18 protein-coding genes are annotated in these 22,188 nt (G+C 60.9%); 12 read left to right on the top strand and 6 right to left on the bottom strand.

All coding sequences use genetic code 11. The features are described from left to right. Positions 1-116: 116 nt before the first annotated feature. Positions 117-953, top strand: coding sequence for a TonB-dependent receptor plug domain-containing protein (locus HLH36_RS07850; RefSeq protein WP_408871860.1), 837 nt, complete (start codon positions 117-119; stop codon positions 951-953). 437 nt (positions 954-1,390) lie between these two features. On the opposite strand, the gene HLH36_RS07855 is transcribed toward HLH36_RS07850, so the two are convergent. Beyond that, positions 1,391-1,546 carry a hypothetical protein gene (locus HLH36_RS07855; protein ID WP_182985853.1) on the bottom strand — a complete coding sequence of 52 codons (156 nt, stop codon included), beginning with the start codon at positions 1,544-1,546 and terminating at the stop codon, positions 1,391-1,393. Positions 1,547-1,914: 368 nt separating this feature from the next. Here HLH36_RS07855 and HLH36_RS07860 point away from each other — a divergent pair, with 368 nt between their 5' ends. From HLH36_RS07860 to HLH36_RS07890, 7 genes are all read left to right on the top strand, one after another. Continuing rightward, complete coding sequence (locus HLH36_RS07860; RefSeq protein WP_182985854.1) at positions 1,915-2,709, top strand: IS5 family transposase; 795 nt, start codon at positions 1,915-1,917, stop codon at positions 2,707-2,709. Between the two features lie 455 nt (positions 2,710-3,164). Next, positions 3,165-5,099, top strand: coding sequence for a TonB-dependent receptor plug domain-containing protein (locus tag HLH36_RS07865; protein WP_338030416.1), 1,935 nt, complete (start codon positions 3,165-3,167; stop codon positions 5,097-5,099). A gap of 79 nt (positions 5,100-5,178) precedes the next feature. Next, on the top strand, positions 5,179-6,477 hold the full coding sequence (locus HLH36_RS07870; protein ID WP_182985855.1) for an MFS transporter: 1,299 nt from the start codon (positions 5,179-5,181) through the stop codon (positions 6,475-6,477). A 3-nt stretch (positions 6,478-6,480) separates the two neighbouring features. Further along, positions 6,481-7,149 (top strand): DUF2848 domain-containing protein, encoded by a 669-nt coding sequence (locus HLH36_RS07875; protein WP_182985856.1) that lies wholly within the window; start codon positions 6,481-6,483, stop codon positions 7,147-7,149. Beyond that, entirely contained in the window at positions 7,146-8,501 is a 1,356-nt protein-coding gene (locus tag HLH36_RS07880) for an amidase family protein (protein WP_182985857.1), read from the top strand. The genes HLH36_RS07875 and HLH36_RS07880 overlap by 4 nt, the downstream gene beginning before the upstream one ends. A gap of 119 nt (positions 8,502-8,620) precedes the next feature. Beyond that, complete coding sequence (locus HLH36_RS07885; RefSeq protein WP_182985858.1) at positions 8,621-9,559, top strand: LysR family transcriptional regulator; 939 nt, start codon at positions 8,621-8,623, stop codon at positions 9,557-9,559. A gap of 269 nt (positions 9,560-9,828) precedes the next feature. After that, complete coding sequence (locus tag HLH36_RS07890; RefSeq protein ID WP_182986027.1) at positions 9,829-10,275, top strand: Fur family transcriptional regulator; 447 nt, start codon at positions 9,829-9,831, stop codon at positions 10,273-10,275. A 453-nt stretch (positions 10,276-10,728) separates the two neighbouring features. Here the strand turns inward: HLH36_RS07890 and HLH36_RS07895 are convergent, their stop codons facing one another. The 4 genes from HLH36_RS07895 to HLH36_RS07910 form a co-directional block, all read right to left on the bottom strand. Then, a complete protein-coding gene (locus HLH36_RS07895) occupies positions 10,729-11,163 on the bottom strand; it encodes a hypothetical protein (RefSeq protein ID WP_182985859.1) in 435 nt (144 codons plus the stop codon). Positions 11,164-11,390: 227 nt separating this feature from the next. Beyond that, positions 11,391-13,484: a methyl-accepting chemotaxis protein gene (locus tag HLH36_RS07900; protein WP_182985860.1), complete on the bottom strand. Its 2,094-nt coding sequence runs from the start codon at positions 13,482-13,484 to the stop codon at positions 11,391-11,393. Positions 13,485-13,963: 479 nt separating this feature from the next. Then, positions 13,964-15,319 (bottom strand): guanine deaminase, encoded by a 1,356-nt coding sequence (gene guaD / locus HLH36_RS07905; protein ID WP_182986028.1) that lies wholly within the window; start codon positions 15,317-15,319, stop codon positions 13,964-13,966. Positions 15,320-15,392: 73 nt separating this feature from the next. Continuing rightward, positions 15,393-17,585 carry an FUSC family protein gene (locus tag HLH36_RS07910; RefSeq protein WP_182985861.1) on the bottom strand — a complete coding sequence of 731 codons (2,193 nt, stop codon included), beginning with the start codon at positions 17,583-17,585 and terminating at the stop codon, positions 15,393-15,395. Positions 17,586-17,720: 135 nt separating this feature from the next. On the opposite strand from HLH36_RS07910, the gene HLH36_RS07915 reads away from it, so the two are divergent. Then, complete coding sequence (locus tag HLH36_RS07915) at positions 17,721-19,106, top strand: amidohydrolase family protein (protein ID WP_182985862.1); 1,386 nt, start codon at positions 17,721-17,723, stop codon at positions 19,104-19,106. Here the strand turns inward: HLH36_RS07915 and HLH36_RS07920 are convergent. Continuing rightward, on the bottom strand, positions 19,103-20,053 hold the full coding sequence (locus tag HLH36_RS07920) for a PfkB family carbohydrate kinase (RefSeq protein ID WP_182985863.1): 951 nt from the start codon (positions 20,051-20,053) through the stop codon (positions 19,103-19,105). The genes HLH36_RS07915 and HLH36_RS07920 overlap by 4 nt on opposite strands. A gap of 142 nt (positions 20,054-20,195) precedes the next feature. On the opposite strand from HLH36_RS07920, the gene HLH36_RS07925 reads away from it, so the two are divergent. Genes HLH36_RS07925 through ihfB form a run of 3 tightly spaced genes read left to right on the top strand, consistent with a single transcriptional unit; the run spans position 20,196 to position 21,976 of the window. Then, the gene (locus HLH36_RS07925; RefSeq protein WP_182985864.1) at positions 20,196-20,681 is read left to right on the top strand and encodes a MucR family transcriptional regulator; all 486 of its coding nucleotides are present in this window, start codon (positions 20,196-20,198) and stop codon (positions 20,679-20,681) included. Between the two features lie 36 nt (positions 20,682-20,717). Beyond that, on the top strand, positions 20,718-21,656 hold the full coding sequence (gene sppA, locus HLH36_RS07930; RefSeq protein ID WP_182985865.1) for a signal peptide peptidase SppA: 939 nt from the start codon (positions 20,718-20,720) through the stop codon (positions 21,654-21,656). A 20-nt stretch (positions 21,657-21,676) separates the two neighbouring features. After that, the gene (gene ihfB / locus HLH36_RS07935; RefSeq protein WP_182968902.1) at positions 21,677-21,976 is read left to right on the top strand and encodes an integration host factor subunit beta; all 300 of its coding nucleotides are present in this window, start codon (positions 21,677-21,679) and stop codon (positions 21,974-21,976) included. The last annotated feature ends 212 nt before the right edge of the window (positions 21,977-22,188 follow it).

Genomic DNA, 22,188 nt, shown 5'->3' on the forward strand with positions numbered 1-22,188 from the left:
AAGATATAAAGAGATAAGATTTTATTTTTATCTCACAATTATTTAGATGTTTGATCGAAATGACGTGATGGCGGGGCGGTGGCGCCCGAATTGATTCAATCGGAGGGAGGCGAGAGATGCCGCAGGGAAATCTGTTTTGTTCAACATTTCTAAGTCGAAATGTTGTCCTGCGCTCATGCTGCGCTGCGGTCGCGCTCCTGGGTATGCAGGCCCAGTCCTTCGCGGCAGCTTCGCATGGAACCGGTGGCAAGGCAAAGGCCAATGTCGCAGCAGGCAAAGCGTTGCCTTCCGTTCAGCCCGCTGGCGAAGTGCGGAAGGCTCGTCAGGCATCCGCTCCGATGATTGCGCGAGCGAATGAAGATATCGCGGTCCAGGGAACGCGTCTGGCCAATTCAGTGCTTTCTCCGTCCACGCGCGAGCATAGTACCGTACAGGTCTTCCGTTATGGCGCGGATCAACTCCGGGAAACGGGACAGACGAACATCCTTGCCGCGATCGCACAGATTTCACCGGCCGTCACGTCGTCCCCCTTTGGTGGAATTGGCGGAAACGGCCTGAACAAGACTATGCAGCTTCGCAATCTGGGAGCTGATCAGACGTTGATGCTGGTGAATGGCAAGCGCCGCCATGTCGATGCCAATTTCAATTATTTCCAGTCCGGTCCGAATTATGGAACAGATCCTGCCGACCTGTCTCTGATCCCGATCAGTGCCATCGACCATGTCGAGATCATTACCGAAGGCGCGACCGCGCTATACGGACAGGATGCCGAGGCCGGCGCGGTCAATATCGTCCTGAAGCGCGATACGAAAGGGGGCTCGATCAATCTCCAGAACAGCGGATATTATCTTGGAGATGGCCAGGCCTTCGACGGAAATGCCAATTACGGCCTCGCCCTTGGGCATGACGGAGGTTATTTTAGAGGCTGTTTGAAAAGCCTAAAAACAGCTTAAGAACTTGAGTCATACCAAGGTAACTTGGTCAGATTTATAATGTAACGAAATGTATCTTTCGTTAGTGCAGCTATCATGTTCTATGTTTGTTCACCATTGAGCCGAAGGCCGTTGTTGGGCCAAATAGCAACGGGGCCGGGTGTAGCAGCACCCGGCCCCGTTAGGGGAGAAGACTCCCCTGATGGATTCCACCCAACTCAATCACAGGAACCCAACCTCATGACCGCGAGAGACTTGGCCCAAGCGGAAATCGAAAGGTGCGCTGCCACCTTTTACGCTACAGGAAGAATTATCATTCCCAGCCCGAGCATAATACAGGCAGCACAACGCGAGGATATGCAAATGGCGGCTTCTCGCATTTTGAAAAGTCTTCAGAAATAATTTGCAGGGGTGACGGTTTTTCCGTCACCCCATTTTTACCAAAACACTATTAATTATCAACGAACCTCTTTGGGTTCAGCGAAAAATCTTGGGTTTCCGTACTGCATTTTTATGAGTTCTTTTGCATTGAACACATTACTTGCCGTCACAGAGACCTCTTGAATGCTACCGTTTTTCAGGACGATCTTCGCTTTGAAAAGCTTCTCAGCCATCTTTGTCACCGTGTTTCATTGCCCTGCCAAGGGCATAGCTACGCCACCGACACCTCCTGGCGTCGGGCGGTTGGCAGCGTGTGAAACAAGGTGAACGCACGCCCTGCCTATTTCCCAGACGATGAACAGCTTTCACCGTTCACCGCTGGACCATAGGTCCGGGTGTTGTATTCGGCAGGCCACCCGACATAGGGGCCGCCTTGTTTCAATCGCGCTGCCAAGCGCACGGGCAGCCTAGCACATGACCGGCCATGCGGCTACAGCACACGCTAATAGACTGATATATAACAACATTACAAAAATTTTAATTGATTTTTCTGCCCGATTTATTACCATTACGGAATGGTATTCGCGTTGTGCCCGTAGCCATGGCGTATGACACAGACCTCACTGATGACCAGTGGCGGTTAATCAGGCGTCATATCCCACGCGCCAAAAAGGGCGGCAGGCCCCGCGAAACCAGCATGAGGCGGGTTATTGACGCCATCATGTATGTGGTGACGCACGGCTGCAAATGGCGTGGGTTGCCCAAGGACTTCCCGCCGTGGCGCACGGTGTACGGCTATTTCTCTGAATTGCAGGAGCGTGGCCGGTGGCGACGCATACACTACGCCCTGTATGAGATGGTGCGTGATGAAGCAGGTAGGCAACCCGACCCTACTCTGCTGATTATCGACAGCCAAAGCGTGAAAACCGGCAAATGCGCCGAGGCTCCTACCAAGGGCTATGATGGTGGCAAGCGCGTCAAAGGGCGCAAGCGCCACGTTCTGGTCGATAGTATGGGCCTGCTGGTGGACGTGGCCGTCACCCCGGCCAACGTGCATGACACCAAAGGCGCCGTGAAGGTCCTCAAAAAGTATCAGAAACGGGTGAAACAACCCCGCGTGAGGAAGATCATCGGGGACAAGGGCTATCGTGGCGAGATGCTGAAAGGCTTCGTTCGCAAAGCGTTCAAAGCCGTAGTAGCCATAGGCCAGAACCACACCAGCACCGCCAACGGTTTCGTTCCCGACGAGAAGAGATGGCTGGTAGAACGTGGCTTCGCTTGGTTGGGCGACTATTGGCGCCTATCCATTGATAGAGAACGCCTCATGGCGCATAGTTGTGCCATGGTGAGACTGGCCTTCATCAGGTTGATGCTGAGAAGGCTAGTGCCTATGTAGGGATATAGGAGGGGGAAAGTAGTGAAGTTGGCAAATTTGATAAAACAAAATCATACGAATAATTTCATGGTTTCATTTAGACTTAAAAAAATAAGCCGTCCTGACTATAGTGATGTCTATGAGAATCTCCGAAAAAAACTAAAAGAGTACGACAATTTTAACCATACAACATCATGCTATATTATTAAGACCGAAGAGGGCATTTTTGACATTTCGTCAGAATTGAAAAAGTTTATTAATCCAGATATTGATAGAATAATCGTAAAGAATTTAGACGTAGTTGAAGCTACTTTTATTGGTCCGGAAAAATTTTATAAGGAGTTAATCCGATTTATCAAACATATCGAATGGGTATAAACCTACATCAATATCTATACCAAGCTGTTGAGCAACAAGAAATATAATTCTACATTTCCATTTATTGTTCAGCCATTTTAGCATTTCATCCTCCATTTGTGACAAATAGGGCGCAATTAGCCCACCCTAACTTTACCCAAATGGCAGAAATTATCTTCTTACCGGAAATTACCCGTGTAACGGTAAACCCACCCAAGTCGGCTTGTGCCGACTCAGGGTTTCAGCCCGTTTGGAGCCTTTTCAAACAGTCACTTAACGTCGCGGCACAGATCTCCAACCAGCTTTCTACGAATCGTTCGGGCGATTATCCGGGCAATCTCTATTTTTCGGGCGATCCCCGCAACAAGACGGCGAGCAAGGACGTGCAGCGCATCGCCGGCACGCCACGGACGTTGCTCGAGACAGTCAGCACCAATGCGGCCTATCCCGTCGGTGCCGGCTTTGAGGTCTATAATACGTCTACTTTCGCCCATAAGGACATGGTCCAAGCCCAGACCTATCGTGCGCCGTCGAACGATACGGTCGTGCGGGCATTGTATCCTGACGGAATGCAGCCCCTGGCCCTGGCTGAGGAATATGATTTTCAGGTCGATAATGGTATTCGGGCCCATAATTTTCTGGGAATGCAATGGGACGCCTATGTCAATTACGGGCGCGATTCTATGAAGACCCTCATTGCCAATACGGATAATCCCACCCTGGGCGTCGAAAGTCCCCGGACCTTTAAGACCAGCCTGTTCATTTCAACGGAACTTGCAGCCGGTCTGCGAGCGACCAAATTCTTTCATCCTTCGGCGCTCCCCAAGCCGCTGAGCCTGTCCTATGGTTTCGAATATCGTTTCGATACTTACCAGGTCGGTGCGGGCGACCTGGGATCGGTCATCGATGGCGGCATGCCGATCCTGGATGGCCCCAACGCCGGAAAGCCCGCGGCTGCCGGCGCGGTAGACAAGTTCGGTGTGCCCGCCATGGCAGGAAGCATCAACAATCGAGGTATCTACGACGGTTACGTCAATATGGACCTGTATCTGACGAAGCGGTGGGAATGGACATTCGGGGGGCATGTCGCCGGTTATGACGATGTCGGCATCCACCCGACCGGGTCCATTGGAACGCGTTACGATATCAATAGCAGGCTGGCCGTCAGAGCGAATGCCAACACAGGCTACCGAGCCCCGACGCTGGGTGAGGAGGCGTTCTTCGCCGAGACGACCTATCCGACCTATCGCACGGCGCAACTCCCGGTGAATTCAACCTGGGCGAAATCGCTGGGTGCCAGCAGGCTCAAGGGCGAGCAGTCGCGCAGCTTCAGCGTGGGCGTGGATGCTACGCTTCTGCCGGACTGGACGCTGACGGCCAATCTGTATCGTATTTCGATCAACGATCGCCTGTTCAATACATCCCAGTTCGGGGGCAACGAGATCGAAAATCTTCTGGCCGGCGCGGGCCTGCCGGGTGTCTATTATGCGTCTTATTACAGCAATCCGGTCAATACGACGACCAGCGGAGGCGATATCGCGACATCCTATACCTGGCGGACAGCGCGGGCCGGGACATTTCAATTCAGGTTTTCGGTCAATATCGGCGATACGCAGATCAGCCACTATAATGCGACGCCGGCTCTCCTGTCCGGGATGGGCCTGAGTACCTTCAATCGTACAAACGAGGAATATCTTCTTCACTCCTCACCGAGGAATGTCGAGAACCTGACCGTTCTGTGGAACAAGGGTCCTTATTCCATCAGGGTGGAAGAGCAGCGGTTCGGCGCCTACACCTGGGTTGCCTCGCCATCCCTGCAACAGACGCAATGGACTTACGCCGGCCCGTCCTACATCACCAACCTCGAAATCGGTTACGACATCTTCAAGAGATGGCATGTGGCTGCGGGCGCCTATAATGTCGGCAACCATTATCCGGCACGCGCCAATGCGGCCTCCAGAGCCGCGTTGCAGAATTCGTTCCTTTATGCCGGAAATTCACCCTATGGATTTAATGGCGGCATGTATTACGTGAAGACGTCCCTGCGTTTCTGATCCCACGTTTCTGGTCCAGGATGGCGGGCGCGCACGGCCGCGCCCGTCGTTTCGGACGGTCTCAATCTGGCGGAATTTTATGACAGTCCTGTCTTCCGAAGATCATATTGCCCGTCATTCCATGACGCATGTCGCCATTGCCAGCATGATTGGAACTGCGCTGGAATGGTATGATTTCATGATTTACAATACCATGTCAGCGCTTGTCTTCGGTCGGCTGTTCTTCCCGGCCAGTTCGCCGATGACAGGGACGCTGATGGCATTTTCCACATATGCCGTCGGTTATCTTTCCCGTCCTCTGGGGGGGATACTCTTCGGGCAGATGGGCGACAGGATCGGACGGCGCGCGGTCCTGACTTTGACGCTGCTGCTGATGGGGATCAGCACCGGACTCGTCGCGTTTCTTCCGACTTACCAGATGGCTGGTGCGCTCAGCCCCATCATCTTGGTGCTTCTCAGATTTTTACAGGGCATTGCATTGGGCGGGGAATGGGCCGGCGCGGTCCTGCTTGGCGTGGAGCATGGCTGCGCCGGTCGCCGCGGGCTCAATGCCTCCTGGGCACAGATGGGGCCGGGGGTAGGGACGCTTGCGTCCTCCGCCGTGATTGCCTCCGTTGCGACCCTGACGGACGGAGCGCAGTTCCTTGATTGGGGCTGGCGTATCCCGTTCGTCCTCAGTGGAGGCCTGGCGATCGTCGGGCTGTGGTTGCGGCACGGGGTGCGCGAAACGCAAACCTTCGAGACGATGCAACGGAAGGGGAGAACGCTGCGTTCTCCGATCCGGCACCTGCTGCGATACCACGGGCGCTCGCTGGTCATCGCCTCGTTATCGCGGATCGGCCCCGATGTGTTGTATGCACTGCTCGTCGTGTTCAGTCTTACCTATGTCACGCAGGTCGTCGGGCAATCCCGCGTCATTGTCCTGACGGCTCTTCTGGTCGGGTCGACCCTCAGCGTGCCTGCGACGCTCGGGTTTGCCCTGCTTGCCGACCGTATCGGCGTCAGGATGGTCTATCTTGGCGGTCTTTTCATGGCGATACCCTTCGCGTGTGTTTTCTTTCCATTGATGCGAACCGGACATGAGGCGGCGATCATCGCCACGGTCGCGGCGGGGCTGGTCGTTCACGCCTCGATGTATGCCGTTCAGGGAGCCTTCATCACCGCCTGTTTCCCCGCCGAGATTCGATATAGCGGCTCATCGATTTCTTACACGTTCGGCAGTCTGGCAGGCGGGGGGGCATTCGCTCCGTTGATCATGACGGTCCTTTACCGCACGACCGGTTCAACCCTCTCACTTTCGCTTTACGTCGTGGTGGCGGCAGCCATTACGGCACTGGCTCTCTTGCGGGCAGATCGTGCCGGCAAACAGGAATACTGAAGAATGGAACTGCAACTCAGCATCGACAGCACGATTTCGACGGTCATTATCGCCGGATGGGCCGGCCGGGATCGGGAGGACGTGGAGCATCATATACGCGAACTGGCGGCGCTTGGTGTGGCCCCGCCGTCGGCGACACCGCTTTTCTATCGTGTCTCCGTCGACCGGGTGACTCAGCAGGAGATGATCACTGTGGTGGGGGAAAATACGTCCGGCGAGGCGGAGCCCATTCTCGTCCGTACCGAGGACGGCCTGTTTGTGGGGGTCGGATCGGATCATACGGACCGGACATGCGAGAATTTCAGCGTGGCCTTGTCCAAACAAGTCTGCCCGAAGATCGTCGGGCGTCGGTTTTGGCGATATGAGGATGTGATCGACCATTGGGACGATCTTGTGCTGCGTTCCTACCGCCATGTCGGCACGGAACGCATCCTTTATCAGGAAGGTGCGCTTTCCTCGTTGATTCGACCGGAGCGGTTGATGGAGCAGGGACCGGCAACGGCGCCGTCGGATCGGCGATTGGCGACAGGCGCGCTCATGTTCTGCGGCACCACACCCGCGATCGGCGGAATCGTACCTTCGGAAGGATTGACGGTCTCGTTATCCGATCCTGTCTCTGGCCGGACCCTCACGCATGCCTATCGCGTGAATTGCCTGCCGGCCGTGGCATGAATGAACTGGATAACGCGCGCATGAAAGCGGCGGCATCGGCGGCCGAACAGATCTCATGTGAGCGGCGCGTGCATGAGATCATCGAGCGTCTGGAACGGGGGGCACGGGAGACCCGCCATGTCTTTCGCGTTGTCCATGCCGATACGGCACTGGAGGCGGCACGAGCCTCCGATCGGAGGCTCGCTGCAGGCTGTCCGCTCGGGAGGCTTGATGGACGAATCGTCTCGGTCAAGGATCTGTTCGACGAGAAAGGAAGTGTAACGGTAGCAGGTTCCCGAATTCTTGAAAATGCGGGTAAGCCTGCGCAGGCGGATGCCATGGCGGTGGGCCTTCTCCGGGCGGCAGGCTGTGTTGTGATCGGCCGGACGGCAATGTCCGAACTGGCCTTTTCGGGAGTCGGGATCAATCCACATTTCGGCACTCCCGATAATCCAATTGATTCATCCCGCATTCCCGGCGGGTCTTCATCGGGGGCGGCGGTCTCGGTAGCAACGGGACTGGCCGATATAGGTCTGGGGAGCGATACGGGAGGATCGCTGCGTATTCCAGCCGCTTTGTGCGGGCTGACCGGCTTCCGCCCTAGTTCTGATTTTGTTTCGACAAAAGGGGCATTTCCACTTTCCACCACTTTGGACACGATCGGGCCGATCGCGTCGGATGTCGTGACATGCCGAGAGGCGTTCGCTGTTCTCAGCAATTTGGTTCCGGCGTCGCATGACGGCATTGAGGGTGTCGCCGGCCGAAAGATCGGGCTGATCGACGATCCGCGCCTCATGGCCGAAATGGATGAGACGGTTTCGCGCGCTTACGCAAGAAGTTGCCGCCTGCTGCGTGACGCCGGCGCGGAATTGGTCGGGATTGATCTGGGGCCGTTATTGGACAGTATCGCCAGGATTGACGCGATCGGGCTTTTCCCGGGTATCGAACTCGCCGCTCGGCTCGGATCGTTGACCGACGCCGAATGTGAACTGCTTGATCCGATGATCTGGGAGAGGGTGCGCGCGGGATATGATGTCCGCGCGACCGGCTACCTGAACATGTGTCGCATGCGCGCCTGCGCGACCGAGCAAATGCAGGATCGCATGGTGGGCCTCGACGCGATCATGTTGCCGACGGTTCCGATTGTCGCCCCACGGCGTGATGCATTGCAGGATGCCGATGCATTCCGGCGGGCCAACGGATTGCTCTTGCGGAACACGCGGGTCGCAAACATGCTCGACCTTCCTGCCCTGTCGTTGCCGATACCTGGTCCCGGCCTGTCGGTGGGGTTGATGCTCTGGGGGCACAGGGGCGGAGACTGGCCGTTGCTCGCATTTGCCGAGGCAGTGGAGGGCATATTAAAGCATCAATGACCGGATCGGGTTTCTGATGCAACAGGGGTAGCCGGGCCAAGGAGCGGGCCCTCCGATTCCTTGGCTCCTGCCATTCTGGCCACAGTTCTCGACAGGTTCTGAAAGGATGCGTCGATCCAATGGATTTCAAGAGCCTCGAAGCGGTGATCTGGGTGGACCGTCTTGGCAGCTTCAAGGCTGCGGCCGAGGCCTTGCGCATGACGCAGCCAGCGGTCTCGGCTCGGATTTCCCAACTGGAGGCGATGCTTGATGCCCGAATCTTCTATCGTTCCGGTAAAAGAGTTTCCCTTACGCCCGTCGGTGTAACCCTGGTCAATTATGCGGAACGGATACTCTCCCTCCGGGAAGCCGCCGTCGCCACGATCAAGGGGCATAATGAAGAGCACGGAATCATCCGGATCGGTACGATGGAAACCGCCGTACATACATGGCTTCCTTCCTTGATGTGTGTTATTTCTGATAAATATCAGCAAGTTACAGTCGATCTTGATGTCAATGTATCCGATGAGATCCAGCGCAAGATTCTCAAGGGAATGCTGGATGTCGGCTTCTATATCGGTGCGACCAATTCCCCCATGCTGACAGAGACACATCTTTGCGATTTCGAGATGGCTCTGGTCTGTTCCGGCCATCTGGTTTCGGGTCAGGGTGGTCGGGTCGATTTGAAGACCATGCCATCCATGCCGATCATGACGTTCAGCCGCAATACGGTTCCTCATGCGATCTTGTGCAGCCTGCTGTCCCGTGAAGGAATCGTGCATCATCGCGTCTGTGCCATGAATTCGGTGCCGACCATCGTTGACATGATCTGTAAAGGGGGTGGCCTGGCGTTGCTTCCCGTCGAGGTCGTGCGTCGCCAACTCGAGCAGGGCGTGCTCCGGATCATGGATATTGGATTGAGGCTGCCGGCGATGGAATGTATCGCCGGACGCCTGGCCAAACACGGTTCCAACGTCGTTGAGGACATCGTGACGCTCGCTGGCGAGTTTATCGAACTGGCGGGAAGTGGAAGAGCGGTGGACCCGCTTCCGGGAAACGGAAAGTCGTCTTTGCTGTAAGCTGGCCGGCTTTCGGAGCCGATACCCGGTTGTCGGACTATTCCGACATCTCGCTGTCGACCTGGCCATCGGACAGCATGGCTGCCCCGCGTGCGATACCACGGGTCCCTGTCGCCGATCTACTGCCGTATCGTCTCATAATATGAGAACGAATATTACTTGCAAATATAAGCCGGTCACATCCATCTCGATTTCCGACCGGCCTGCAGGCTCGCGCCTCGCCAATCTGTTGGACGCGATTCGTGGGATCGGGTTATGCTGCCGTTGCAATGAAAACAGACGATAGACTGGATTCCCCGATCGCTGCGGTGTGCCGCGAGAAAGGGATGAAATTGACCGGACAACGGCGCACCATCGCGCACGTACTGTCCGAATCCGATGATCATCCGGATGTCGAGGAACTTTATCGTCGGGCTGTGGCGGTCGATCCGCGCATCTCCATCGCGACCGTCTACCGGACGGTCCGGCTGTTCGAAGAGAATGGCATCCTGCGACGGCGGGATTTTGGTGGGGGCCGGGCACGTTACGAGACGACCGACCACGGCGATCATTTCCATCTGATCGATGTTGATACCGGCACTGTCATGGAGTTCGACGACGAGGATCTGAAGGCGCTTCTGGCTGGAATCGGGGCCCGGATGGGCTATGAAGTCGCGACGACCCGCCTGGAACTTTATGGACGCCGGCTCAAGAAAAAGAGTCGCCAGGCGATCTGACGCCCCGCCGGTCTCACAACCTGGCACCCTGATTTTGTCAGCGCATGGTTGGAGGCATGGACCTGTCATTGTCCGGCTGGCCATGTCTGCGCGAATATGCGCAAGCATCTGGCTGCCGAGCGTGAACACGGCCGGGCGCGGAACCGGCACCGGCGGTATTTTCGTCGCACGAGCAGGAAACCTGCCTGGTCGGCTCTAACTGGATGCGATGAGGCAACTTTCGGCGCGTCAGTCCCGTTTCGGCCGGGTGGAGTTTGAGTCCATCGTGAACGCCATCGTCTTCAAGATGGTGCGGCACGCGGCCGATGAGTCAGCGCGTTGTCGGTGTCGTCAGGCAGCGGGCGCGCCTGTATGTCGGCCGATCGATCGATTCGCTCCAGCGCCCGAAACTGGCGGCCTGATCGAGCAGTGCCTCCCATGGTCCATGACCGCCTCACCGGCGGGGGGAGGGCATCAGATCGGCAGCGCGGCCTTGTCGGGCTCGACCCAGCGTGATCGTGCGTCGGGGCTGAATAAGGTTTCCTGATTCCAGTAGGTGAGCAGCCAGTCGCTTCTGCCGGAAGGTCCGGCCATCAGAGCGTCCAGGACGCGCAAAAGCGGCGTATTGGGCGGGTAGGTTTCGAGGAAGGACTTCGCGGTACGCATCGAGGCGATTGTGATCGTTTCGTGGTAGCCGCTGGAGGACGTATTGGCGGTTCCGGTTGCAGTGTTATAGGCGCGGATCAGGCTGCGCATGATGCCGGGTTCCGCGCATTCGGGCCGATGACGCAGCAACCAGAGGGCGACGGCGAAATGCGCCACATGCGTCCATTCGGCCTTGGGCAGGCTTCCACTCAGGAAACTCGCCACGAGGTCGTCGATCTCGGTATCGTCGGTATAGGTCGTCATGACTGCATGCTTTTGGAGGCTTATCTGGCTATGTGCGCCGGTGGTGCATCCTGCGGAGGCTTTCCGTTGTTCCAATGTCCGGCCATTCTCGCTATTCAGGCCCTGCCTTCAGGCTGTCCCAGGCAGGGCCGACCGGCAAATGAAACTCTTTTGAAAAAATCTCCGCTGGTTATCCGACGGCCCCCGGTTGCGTGAACGCGCTGCCGCCCTTGGCCGTCACGTCGTTCTTACGCCCTGTTTCTGGCCCTGTATTCGGCGAGATTTGCAGTGCTGGCCAGCCGAAAACGACTGACGAGTTGGGTCAGCTTGTCCGTCTCGCCTGCCAGGCGGCGGGACGCGGCGCGGGAATGTTCGGCAACGGCGGCATTGCGCTGCGTCACCTGATCCATGTTACCGACAGTGATGTTGATTTCGGTCAGGGTGGCGGACTGTTCCCGCGCCGCCGTCAGGATCTGATTCAGATTATCGCTGATTTGAGCAATGAAGCTGGAAATATCCTGGAGTGCCTTTCCGGTTTCGGTGACGCGCCGCGAACCGGTCCGGATGTCTGCCGTCGTGGTCCTGACCAGGGTGCCGATCTCTTTCGCCGCCTGGGCGCAGCGCAGCGACAGTGCCCGCACTTCGCTGGCGACGACGGCGAAACCCTTGCCCGCGTCCCCGGCCCGGGCCGCCTCGACGGCGGCGTTGAGGGCCAGGATATTGGTCTGGAACGCGATGACGTCGATCGTCTCGACGATGGCGACGATCTGCCTGGAACTCTCCTCGATCCTCAGCATGGCCGTCTGCGTCTGCTGCATGATGTCGGAAGAGCTGCTGGCAGACCCGCGCGCCTGCAGGCCGACCTTCTGTGCGTCGCTGATCTGCTGGACGGAGCTGCTGACGCTTTCGGTGATTTCGTTGACCGCGGCGGCAGTTTCCTCCAGCGATGCCGCCTGCTGCTCCGTCCGCTCGGCCAGGGTTTCGGCCTCCGTCGCAAGTTGCGCGGTGCCCTTGCTGATGCTGCGGCCCGCGCCGGCGATTGCGGACAGGGCCTCGGCGAGTTGGGACACCGACTGGTTGAAATTCAGCCGCAGGGGTTCGAACTCGGGCGGCAGGGGATTATCGATCTGGCAGGACAGGTCGCCCCTGGCCAGATTGTCCAGTCCTTCTCCCATGGTCCGGATGACGTTGTTGATGTTCCGGATCTTGGTTTCTTCTTCCTGCCTCGTCTTCTTCTGGAGTTGCTCGTGCTGGTCACGGGCTTCTGCCGCGCGGGTCTCGGCCTCCCTGCTTTTCTGGAGCGTCTTGCGAAAACCTTCCAGCCCCTGGGCGACCATGCCGATCTCGTCGCCCCGTTGCGTCCCGGACACCTGGTTGTCGTATTTGCCTCGGGTGAGGTCGGAAACCGTGTCGAGCAGGTTGCGGAACGGCGCCTTGATCAATTTTCCCGAGATGAAATAGACGGCGAGCACGGAAAGGATCATCAGCAGCACGCCTGAAATCATCAGGGCGATGACGTTGTTCTTCACCGGTGCGTCCAGCGCGGCGCGGGGGATGTCGACGACGAGGGTCCAGACATTGCTGAAGCCCGGGATCTGGAAGGGGACCAGGACCCGTTCCTGCTCCCCATCATGGAAACCACGGATAATCCGCACCTTGCGGCTGGAAATCGCCTGCGACAGCTCGGCCTTTCCGTCGTCCTTGTAGGGCTGGAGCAGTCGCTTCTTGTCGGGATGCGAGATCCAGACCATGTCTTCGGACAGGAGCGAAATACTGTTGCTGCCGAAGACGTCGGAATTGCCGAGAAGGGTGACGATCCAGTCAAGCGGGGTATCGATCCCGGTAACGCCGATCTTCTTGCCGTCGAAGGTGACCGGATAGGAAAACGAGACCATCTCCACCCCGCTGCCCTCGTCGATATAGGGCTCGGTCAGGATGCCGGTTCCACGCTCCATCGGCAGTGTGAACCAGGTCTGGCTGTAATGTTCGTCGACGGCATTGAAATCGATCGAACCGTCCGGCTTGCGCACGTAATAAGGATTGAGGATGCCGTGGCTGTTGGTCCCCGGGGCATTGAATGCCTTCTGGCCGTCGAACCCTCCGGGTATTTCCTCCATCCAGACGGCATAGAGGTTGGGGGACCGGATCTCGGCTTCGCGGAGCAGGCTGACGATTTCGGCCCGGCTGGCCGTTCCGGCCTTGTGGATTGCTTCTGCGGCCACCGAGTTGGCGCGTGCGATGTCGTTCTGGTCCAGCAATCGCCGTGTGATCTGGTCGACCAGGATCTGGCTGCGGGATGTCGCTTCGGAAAAAACGCTCTTCTCGACTTGGGACTTCATCATCCATGCCGATATCGTCACCGCCATTGCCTGTATGCTGATGAAGGCCAGCCCGCATATCAGAACAATTCGGGCGGACAGGCTGTTCCATAAGCGGCGTTCTGAATGACCTGACATGAAAGGGACTATCCTTAATTTGACTCTCATAATCTTCGATGGGAGAGAAATCACATTTCCTTCATCGGCATGGCGGCTGCGGGCATAAGGATGGCGCGGAAAGCTATCGGCTGCTTACCATGGACATTGTCGCGTCAGTCATGCCGAAAGATCAGGGCATATTCGGCGACGCCAGACAGATCGAAGCGCTGGCGGGATGTCTCCGGCCCTTAGGGGGAGGTCGGAAACCACCTGCCGCACCGGGCCATATCGTTTGCGATATGAGGGTATGTCATGGAGTGGTTTCGACATGACGATCCTGAGTGTTAACGGTTCCCTAACGTAACATATCGTTCGTTCATGTAAATGAAGTAATATGCATCGCGCTATCGAGCCCCCGCCGCCTCCGGGGCGTCCCGGTCGTGGACCAGTTGGCCGGCCACATAGGTTGCGCGGACGCTGCGGTCGTCTCCCAGCATCATCAATACGAACAGCAGGTCTTCGATCGTTTCGCACTGTTCTGCGCGCTGGGCCATCAGCGGCGTGGCATGTGGGTCGAGCACGCACAGATCGGCTTCCATGCCGGGGGCGATGGTGCCGATGCGGTCGTCCAGATACAGTGCATGGGCGCCCCCGGCCGTGGCCAGCCAGAAGGCCTGGGCCGGATGCAGGCGCCGTCCGGTGGATTGCGCGACCTTGTAGGCTTCGTTGAGCGTCTGCAATTGCGACAGGCTGGTGCCGGCGCCGACATCGGTGCCCAGGCCCACCCGCACCGGCCGGCGCGGGTCGAGCGCGTCGAAGAGGCGGAAGGCGCCGCTGCCCAGGAACAGGTTGGATGTCGGGCAATGCGCCAGCGCGCATCCGGCCGCATGGCAGGTATGGAATGTGTCTTCATCGACATGTACGCCATGGCCCAGCACGCTGCGCGGCCTCACCAGCCCGGCATGGGCATAGACATCCAGATAGGAGGCGCGCCGGGGAAAGAGGTGGCTGATCCATTCCACCTCGGCCAGGTTTTCCGACAGATGCGTCTGCATGAACAGGCCCTCGCGCTGGCGCAGCAGGCTGCCTGCGAGGTCGAGCTGCTCTTCGGTGCTGGTGGCGGCGAAGCGCGGGGTGACGGCATAGAGCTGCCGCCCATGCTGGTGCCAGCGCTCGATCAGGGCCAGGGAAGCGTCATAGCCGCCTTGGGGCGTGTCGCGCAGGTTGGCGGGTGCGTTGCGGTCCATCAGTACCTTCCCCGCGATCATGCGGGTGTTCAGCCGGGCCGATTCCGTGAAGAACGCATCGACCGACTGGGGATGGACGGTGCAGTACACCGCCGCGCTGGTGGTGCCGGCACGCAGCAGTTCCCGCAGGAAACGCCGCGCCACGCCGGCTGCGTAATCGGCGTCGGCGAAGCGGGCCTCGGTGGGAAACGTATAGCGCTCCAGCCATTCCAGAAGCTGTTCGCCATAGGCCGCGATCATGGGCAGTTGCGGATAATGGACATGGGTATCGACGAACCCGGCCGAAATGATGCCGTCGTGCCAGGTCGTGACCGGTGTATCGGGTGGCAGCGTGTCGTGCAGCGCGTCGAAGGCGCCGAATCGCGTGATGTGTCCATCCTCGATCAGGATCAGGGCATCGGCCTCATGCACCAGCGCCCGGGCCGGATCGTCCAGGAAAGGATTGGCGCCGAAGGTGATGGCGCGCCCCCGGAGGGCATGGCGGGCGGGGGCAGGGGGGAGGGACGGGATCATGATCGGGTACTCGGTCTGGCACGATCCGGCCAGTGTTGCCTGTTTTGCCACGATGGTGAAGGCGCGGCGCATGTCAGGCTGGCGGCTGGGGACGATAGGACCGGGAGGTGTCGAGAAACACGGCATTGGCATCCAGTTCGTTCGAAATGACCAGCAGGTAGGCGATGGCGCGGGTCAGTTCGATGCGGGCGCCGATATTGGGCTCGCGCGCCTCGATGGCGCGCAGGCTGGCGACGGCGGTGCGCGCCGCGCGCGCGGTGCGGCCGTGCTTGCCGGTCAGTTGCGCCATCCGCCGCAGGACCAGAAGCAGGGGGCGGCGCGCCTGGAGCGGCAACTGGTCGCGGGCCAGGACGGTGCGCACGCGGATGATGTTCAGCCCGATCGTCATGACCGACAGCGTGCCTTGCAGATAGGCTTCGATGGTGGGTGTGGGGGTAGGGCCGGCATGGCGGATCAGGCGGGCGAAACGGTCGGTGTTCAGCCCGATCCAGTCGCGGGTCTGCGGTATGGGCAGCGCCGAAGCCAGATGATGCAGGTCGTGCAGATTGCGCTCGCGCATGCGCAGGCGCTCCGCCTTGCTGCTGAAGGGCAGGACGATGCGGAAGATCAGGACCGAGAAGCCGATGCTGGCCAGCAGCGAAAGTGAGGAATTGAAATAGGCGATCTCGTTTAGTCTTCCCTGGTTCGATGGCCCGATCAGGTTGGACAGGAAGAGCGTATAGGATGCGGCGGCCCCTGCCGTGGCGGGGTTGCGGGTCGCCAGGCCGCCGGCAATCATCGGGAGTGCCAGGCAGGCGGCCAGGATTTCGAAATCCGCCGGGCGCGGCAGGATCAGGACGACCAGGACGAACGAGACCCCGACCGCCCATACCGCGCCGAGCAGGAAGTTCATGGTGGCCAGGACCGGGTTTTCGCGCGTCGCGAACAGGCCGCAGGTCAGGCCGACCATGATGATGAAGGCCAGTCCGCTTGGCCAGGCGGTCACTTCCCAGATCAGGCCGGCGGACGTGATCGCGACGGCGGCGCGGATGCCGTTATGGGCGGCTTCCTCGAGGTCGCGATGCGATTTCAGGCGGAAATGGAAGCGGTCGCCGCGAATGACGCGGTGACTGGCATCGAATTCCTCCAGTGCCTGCTGGAGTTCCGCCAGCAATTCCTCCAGCGCGCTGTGCAGGATGCGCCCATCCAGCAGTGCCTGGATCTCGGGGCTGTCGGGCGGGTGCCGGCCGTTGCTTTCCTCGGTCAGCGCATTGACGATCTGCTGGCGGCAGACGCCGCGCAGCGCGCGCAGGTCGGCCAGCACCGCCGGCAGGTCCTCGTCCTGTTTCAGGCGGGGCGGCAGGCCCTGAAGAAAGGTGCGCACCAGCAGCGAGGTTTCGGTAAAGCCCGGGTGTGCCGTGCCCAGCGCGCGCAGGCGCGCGGTCATGCCCAGGCCGCGCGACAGCAGCACCGATACCGTGGCCAGGGCGGCGCGGGCATGGTCGCCCTCGTGCCCGTGGGGGCCCATCTCGATCTCGCTGAACTCGATCTGGTCGTTGATGGTCAGGATGGTGCCGAACAGCGCGCGCGAGCGGACGAAAGCCTCCTCATTGCCGGCCAGCAGGTCGGCGATGGCGTGCGAGGTGCTGGTCAGGGCCGTCAGCAGTTTCTCGCGGATATTGCGGCGCGCGGTGTCGGCCAGGTTGTGGGACAGCAGGCCGGCGATCAGGCTTTCGCACGCAATGCCCAGCACGATGTAGGTCGAGCGCGACATGGCGATCATGAACACGTCGTTCGGGCTGCGCACCGCATCCAGCGCGATGATGGCGCAGGTATAGCCCGACAGCACCAGCGCGTAGGAGCGGAAGTTGCGCACCAGGGTCGCCACGCCGCAGCACAGGCCGATCCAGATGCCGATGGCGGGAAAGAACAGCCATGGTGCCTGCGGAAACGCCGCGACCAGGGCGACGGCGGATATGGCGCCGATGGCGGTGCCAACCAGGCGCCATCGCGCCTTCGACAGGCTTTCGCCGCGCGATCCCTGCGCCACGATCCACACGGTCATCGGCGCCCATTGGGGATCGTCCAGTTCCATCCACATCGCCAGGATCAGCGACAGGATGGCGGCGGCGGTGGTGCGCAGCGCAAAGCCGACCGCGTCGGCCTTGGGGGCATACAGCCAGCGCAGATGGCTCAGCCGTCCGGCGCCCGGCGGGCGCAGGGAACGGGGGCGCCATGACAGAAGGCGTTCCAGCACGGTGAGGGCAAAGTCAGGGAAGGCGGGCACGGGGTGTGGCGTTTCCGGCGGCAGGGGCTGTTACGCGACAGACTAGGTCAGGCATCTCCAGGACGATAGCCAGGCCGTGTATATCAATCATAGACATCGGAAGTCGCATGGCGGGGGCGCCGCACGGAGGGAAGGATGACCGACCGATATTCCGCAGCGCATTCATGGGCGGACCTGCGGAACCGCGTGGTGGCCGGGGACTGGTTCCATGCCCCGTCGCCCGGCCGGCTGGAGCGGATGGACGGCGGGCTGGTCGAAATCGGCGCCGACGGGCGGATCGTCGCCGTCTGCCATGCAGGCAGCGAAGGGCACCGCGCGATGGCGCGCGCGGCGGCGCGGGCAGGCCGGCTGGTGACGCTGGATGGACTGCTGATCCCGGGGCTGGTCGATCTGCATGTCCATGCGCCGCAATATCCGCAACTGGGCAAGGGGCTGGACCTGCCGCTGGAAGTCTGGCTGCAACGCTATACGTTCCCGCTGGAGGCACGCTATGCCGACCGCCTGTTCGCCCGGCATGTCTATCGGCGCCTGGTGTCCGACCTGCTGGCGGGCGGCACCACCACGGCGCTGTATTTCGCCAGCCGGCATGTCGAGGCCACCTGCGAACTGGCCGATGCCTGCATCGCGGCCCGGCAGCGGGCGCTGGTGGGGCGGGTGATCATGGACAATCCCGGCCAGTGTCCGGACTTCTATCGTGACGCTTCGGTGGCCGAAGGGCTGGCGGCCACCCGGGCGGTCGCGGCGCATATCGAATCCCATCCGGCCAATGACGGATGGGTGCGGCCGGTGGTGACTCCGCGCTTCCTGCCCTCCTGCACCGACGACATGCTGCGCGCGCTCGGGGATCTGGCCGGGGAATGCGGCTGCCATGTCCAGACCCATTGCGCGGAAAGCGACTGGGCGCGCGACTACGGCCAGGCCCGTTTCGGGCACAGCGATATCGAGACACTGGACCGTTTCGGTCTCCTGACCCGCCATACCGTGCTGGCCCATGGCAATTTCATCACCGGGGCGGACATGGACCTGATGGCCCGACGGGGTGCCGCGGTGGCGCATTGTCCGCTGTCGAACGCCTGGTTCGCCAATGCGGTCTTTCCGCTGCGCGCCGCACTGGAAAAAGGTGTGCGGGTCGGGCTGGGGACCGACATTGCGGGTGGCCCGTCGGCATCGATGATGGGGGCGATGCGCATGACGGTCGCCGCCTCGCGCATGCTGCGGGACGGCGTCGATCCCGACCGGCCGGCGGCGGAACGCGGCCGGCCGGGCAGCGATGTGGACATGATCACGGCTTTTCATCTGGCCACGGCCGGGGGCGGCGACGCGCTGGATCTGCCGGTGGGGCGGTTTGCCCCCGGCCAGCATTTCGACGTGCTGCGCATCGACCCCGATGCGCCCCTGGGCACCATGCGGCTATGGGGCGACGAGAGCGACGAGGATCTGCTGGCGACCGCGCTCTATACTGCGTCGCGGGCCAATATGACCCATGTATGGACCGGCGGGCTGCAAACAGGGCAGGCCTAGCCGGGCTGGGTCGCCAGCAGGTGTTCGACCTCGGGCCGGGTCGGGGCGGCTTCGGCGGCACCCTTGCGCGTCGTGGCCAGGGCTCCGCAGGCGGCGGCGTAGCGCGTGGCGCCCGCCAGATCCATGCCGGATGACAGCGCGACCGCCAGGCCGCCATTGAAGCAGTCCCCGGCCGCCGTGCTGTCGATGGGGGTGACGGCAAAGGGCGGCACGAAGCCGTGGCCGGATGCGTCGGAATACAGCACACCCCGCGCCCCCAGCTTGACGATGGCGCGCCGCAGCCCCAGCCGATGCAGCGTGTCGGCGGCGCGGCGTGCGCTGTCCGTATCGTGCGGGCGCAGGCCGGTCAGGCGTTCGGTCTCGGTCTCGTTGGGCGTCATCAGTTCGGCGAGCGCGAACAACTCGGCGTCCAGCCCGTCTTCGGGCACCGGCGCCGGGTCGAGAATCAGCCGCGCCCCGGCCTGAGCGATCGCCCGTGCGGCGGCGCGCAGCGTGTCCATCGGAATTTCGCATTGCATCAGCACGATCGCGCCCGGTGTCAGCAGGGGCGACAGGCGGGCGATATCGGTGGCGTCGATGGTCATGTTGGCGCCGCCCACGACGACGATCGTGTTCTCGCCGCCCGAGTCGGTGCAGATCATCGCGAGTCCCGTCAGGTCGGCCGCCGAACGATACAGGCCGTCTGGCGCGACACCGTGCCGCCGCAGCGCCGCTGCGGCGAAATCGGCCAGCGGATCGTCCCCCGTTCGGCCGACAAGCCCGACATCCGCGCCCAGCCGCGCCGCCGCCACCGCCTGGTTGGCACCCTTGCCGCCCAGGCCCAGCCCGGCATCCCGCGCGTGGAGGGTTTCCCCTGGAACGGGAAAGTGATTCAGCCGCGCGCTGACGTCGATATTGACGCTGCCGAATACGAAGATTGGGGATTTATTACTTCCTGTTACGAACACCGGCGCCTCGTTCCCGTTAAAAATTTAAAATGTTTTTGTAAGAATTATTTGTCTTCGCTATCTTTTCAAGATATTTATGATAATGAAGCGATGCGAATCGCTGACGTCGTGAGAAGTCATAATAACAGAATGGAATTTCGGTATGTCGGAAATCGAGCAGGGTGCATCTTTGTTGGAACTCACGGCGCAGATCGTGTCGGCGCATGTTTCGAACAACAGCGTGGTCGCCGATGGCGTGCCTGATCTGATCCGGCAGGTCTACCAGGCGCTGACTTCTCTCGGCCAGGCCGCGCCCGAGCCCGAGAAGCTGCAGCCCGCGGTGCCGATCAAGCGTTCGGTCTTCCCGGACTATATCGTCTGCCTCGAGGACGGGAAGAAGCTGAAGATGCTCAAGCGGCATCTCCAGAGCGCCTATGGCATGACGCCGGAGCAGTATCGCGAGCGCTGGGGCCTGCCGACCGATTATCCGATGGTCGCCCCGAACTATGCCGAGCGCCGCTCCACCCTGGCGCGGGAAATCGGCCTGGGCCGCAAGATCACCGCGACGGTGGAAGAAACGCCTGCCGACAACGGCGCGGCCGCCAAGCCGGCCCGCCGCGGGCGCAAGGCCGCGGCGCCGCAGGAGTAACGGTGCGTTTCGCGCCACGGCCCGGTCGGAGATCCCATGGCTGATCCCGATCTGGTGGTGGACCGGCTGCGCCTGCGTCGGCGGTTGCTGTTCTGGCGGGTGGGGGCGGTCGCCGCGTTCGTCCTCGCCTGGCTGGGGCTCGGCGGTCATGCGCTGTTCCATCATGGCGCCCTGGTCGGGGGTGACCATCTGGCGCGGGTGCGGGTGTCCGGCATCATCGGGTCGGACAATCGCAAGCTGATCGACCTGATCGACCGGGCCGCGAGGGCGGACTCGGTGCTGGGCCTGGTGCTGTCGGTCGACAGTCCGGGCGGTTCGGTCAGCGGCGGCGAGGCCCTGCATGATGCGGTGGCCCGTTTCGCCGCGCGCAAGCCGGTCGTGGTGACGATGGGCGGCGTCGCGGCGTCGGCGGGCTACATGATCTCGGTTCCCGCGCAGCGCATCTTTGCCAGCCAGTCGACCCTGACCGGATCGATCGGGGTGATCATGCAGGCGCCGGATGTCTCCGGCCTGCTGGAGCGGGTGGGCGTTCGCGTGGACGAACTGGTTTCCGGCCCGATGAAGGGGCAACCTTCGGTCGTTCAGCCGCTTTCGCCCGAGGGGCGGCAGATGCTGCAGGGCGTGGTGGCGGATCTGTTCGACCAGTTTGTCACGATGGTGGCCGACGGGCGGCATATGCCGGTCGACCGGGTGCGATCGCTGGCCGATGGCCGGCCCTATACCGGCCGGCAGGCGCTGCCGCTGGGATTGATCGACCAGATCGGGACCGAACGCGATGCGGTGACCTGGCTGGCGCGCAAGCAGCACCTGTCCGAGACGGTTCCGGTTCTCGATCTGAAGGTTCCGACCGGCCGGGACTGGATTCCGCGACTGACGCGCAGCATGCTCGGCGTCATTCTTGGTGAGGAATGGGCGGGATCTGTGGTATCGCAAGGTGTTGCGCTCGACGGAGCGGTTGCGCTCTGGAAACCTTGAATCGAAACGGGACAAGACGGATGACCAAATCGGAGCTGATCGCCGAACTGGCTGCGGCCAATCCGCATCTTCTCGGCCGCGATGTCGAACTGATCGTTCAGACGATTTTCAGCGAGATCAGTGCGGCGCTGGCCCGGGGCGACCGGGTGGAACTGCGCGGATTCGGCGCATTCACGGTCAAGAAACGCGATGCCCGTACCGGCCGTAACCCCCGCACCGGCGAAATGGTGGCGGTGGACGAAAAGGTCGTCCCCTTCTTCAAGGCGGGCAAGGAACTGCGTGAACGCGTTAATGGCGGCGTCGAGCCCGGCGCCGACTGATCGTTCCGGTCCGGTGTTCGCGGGACGTGGGGTCCTGGGTGCCGGATAGAATGTTCTTGATATGTTCCGATCGCGGCTGCTACGAATCCTTCTCCACGAGCGGTGCCGGACCGCGGAGGTGTGTAAGGGTGTGGTACGTAATCTCTGGATTTCTCGTTGTATGCGTTGCGGTGTCGTGTGTTGCCCTGCCGGCATGCGCCGGCACGCGCCAT

This window comes from Gluconacetobacter aggeris (genome assembly GCF_014174395.1).
In the GTDB taxonomy this organism is placed as follows: Bacteria; Pseudomonadota; Alphaproteobacteria; order Acetobacterales; family Acetobacteraceae; genus Gluconacetobacter; species Gluconacetobacter aggeris.

Bases quoted from the DNA above. Each gene is read 5' to 3' on its own strand.
- HLH36_RS07855 (WP_182985853.1), bottom strand. From the start codon at position 1,546: ATGGCTGAGAAGCTTTTCAAAGCGAAGATCGTCCTGAAAAACGGTAGC.
- sppA (WP_182985865.1), top strand. From the start codon at position 20,718: ATGGCTGATCCCGATCTGGTGGTGGACCGGCTGCGCCTGCGTCGGCGG.
- HLH36_RS07925 (WP_182985864.1), top strand. From the start codon at position 20,196: ATGTCGGAAATCGAGCAGGGTGCATCTTTGTTGGAACTCACGGCGCAG.
- HLH36_RS07915 (WP_182985862.1), top strand. From the start codon at position 17,721: ATGACCGACCGATATTCCGCAGCGCATTCATGGGCGGACCTGCGGAAC.
- HLH36_RS07900 (WP_182985860.1), bottom strand. From the start codon at position 13,484: ATGATGAAGTCCCAAGTCGAGAAGAGCGTTTTTTCCGAAGCGACATCC.
- HLH36_RS07875 (WP_182985856.1), top strand. From the start codon at position 6,481: ATGGAACTGCAACTCAGCATCGACAGCACGATTTCGACGGTCATTATC.
- HLH36_RS07860 (WP_182985854.1), top strand. From the start codon at position 1,915: ATGGCGTATGACACAGACCTCACTGATGACCAGTGGCGGTTAATCAGG.
- HLH36_RS07870 (WP_182985855.1), top strand. From the start codon at position 5,179: ATGACAGTCCTGTCTTCCGAAGATCATATTGCCCGTCATTCCATGACG.
- guaD (WP_182986028.1), bottom strand. From the start codon at position 15,319: ATGATCCCGTCCCTCCCCCCTGCCCCCGCCCGCCATGCCCTCCGGGGG.
- HLH36_RS07895 (WP_182985859.1), bottom strand. From the start codon at position 11,163: ATGACGACCTATACCGACGATACCGAGATCGACGACCTCGTGGCGAGT.
- HLH36_RS07890 (WP_182986027.1), top strand. From the start codon at position 9,829: ATGAAAACAGACGATAGACTGGATTCCCCGATCGCTGCGGTGTGCCGC.
- ihfB (WP_182968902.1), top strand. From the start codon at position 21,677: ATGACCAAATCGGAGCTGATCGCCGAACTGGCTGCGGCCAATCCGCAT.
- HLH36_RS07850 (WP_408871860.1), top strand. From the start codon at position 117: ATGCCGCAGGGAAATCTGTTTTGTTCAACATTTCTAAGTCGAAATGTT.
- HLH36_RS07885 (WP_182985858.1), top strand. From the start codon at position 8,621: ATGGATTTCAAGAGCCTCGAAGCGGTGATCTGGGTGGACCGTCTTGGC.
- HLH36_RS07880 (WP_182985857.1), top strand. From the start codon at position 7,146: ATGAATGAACTGGATAACGCGCGCATGAAAGCGGCGGCATCGGCGGCC.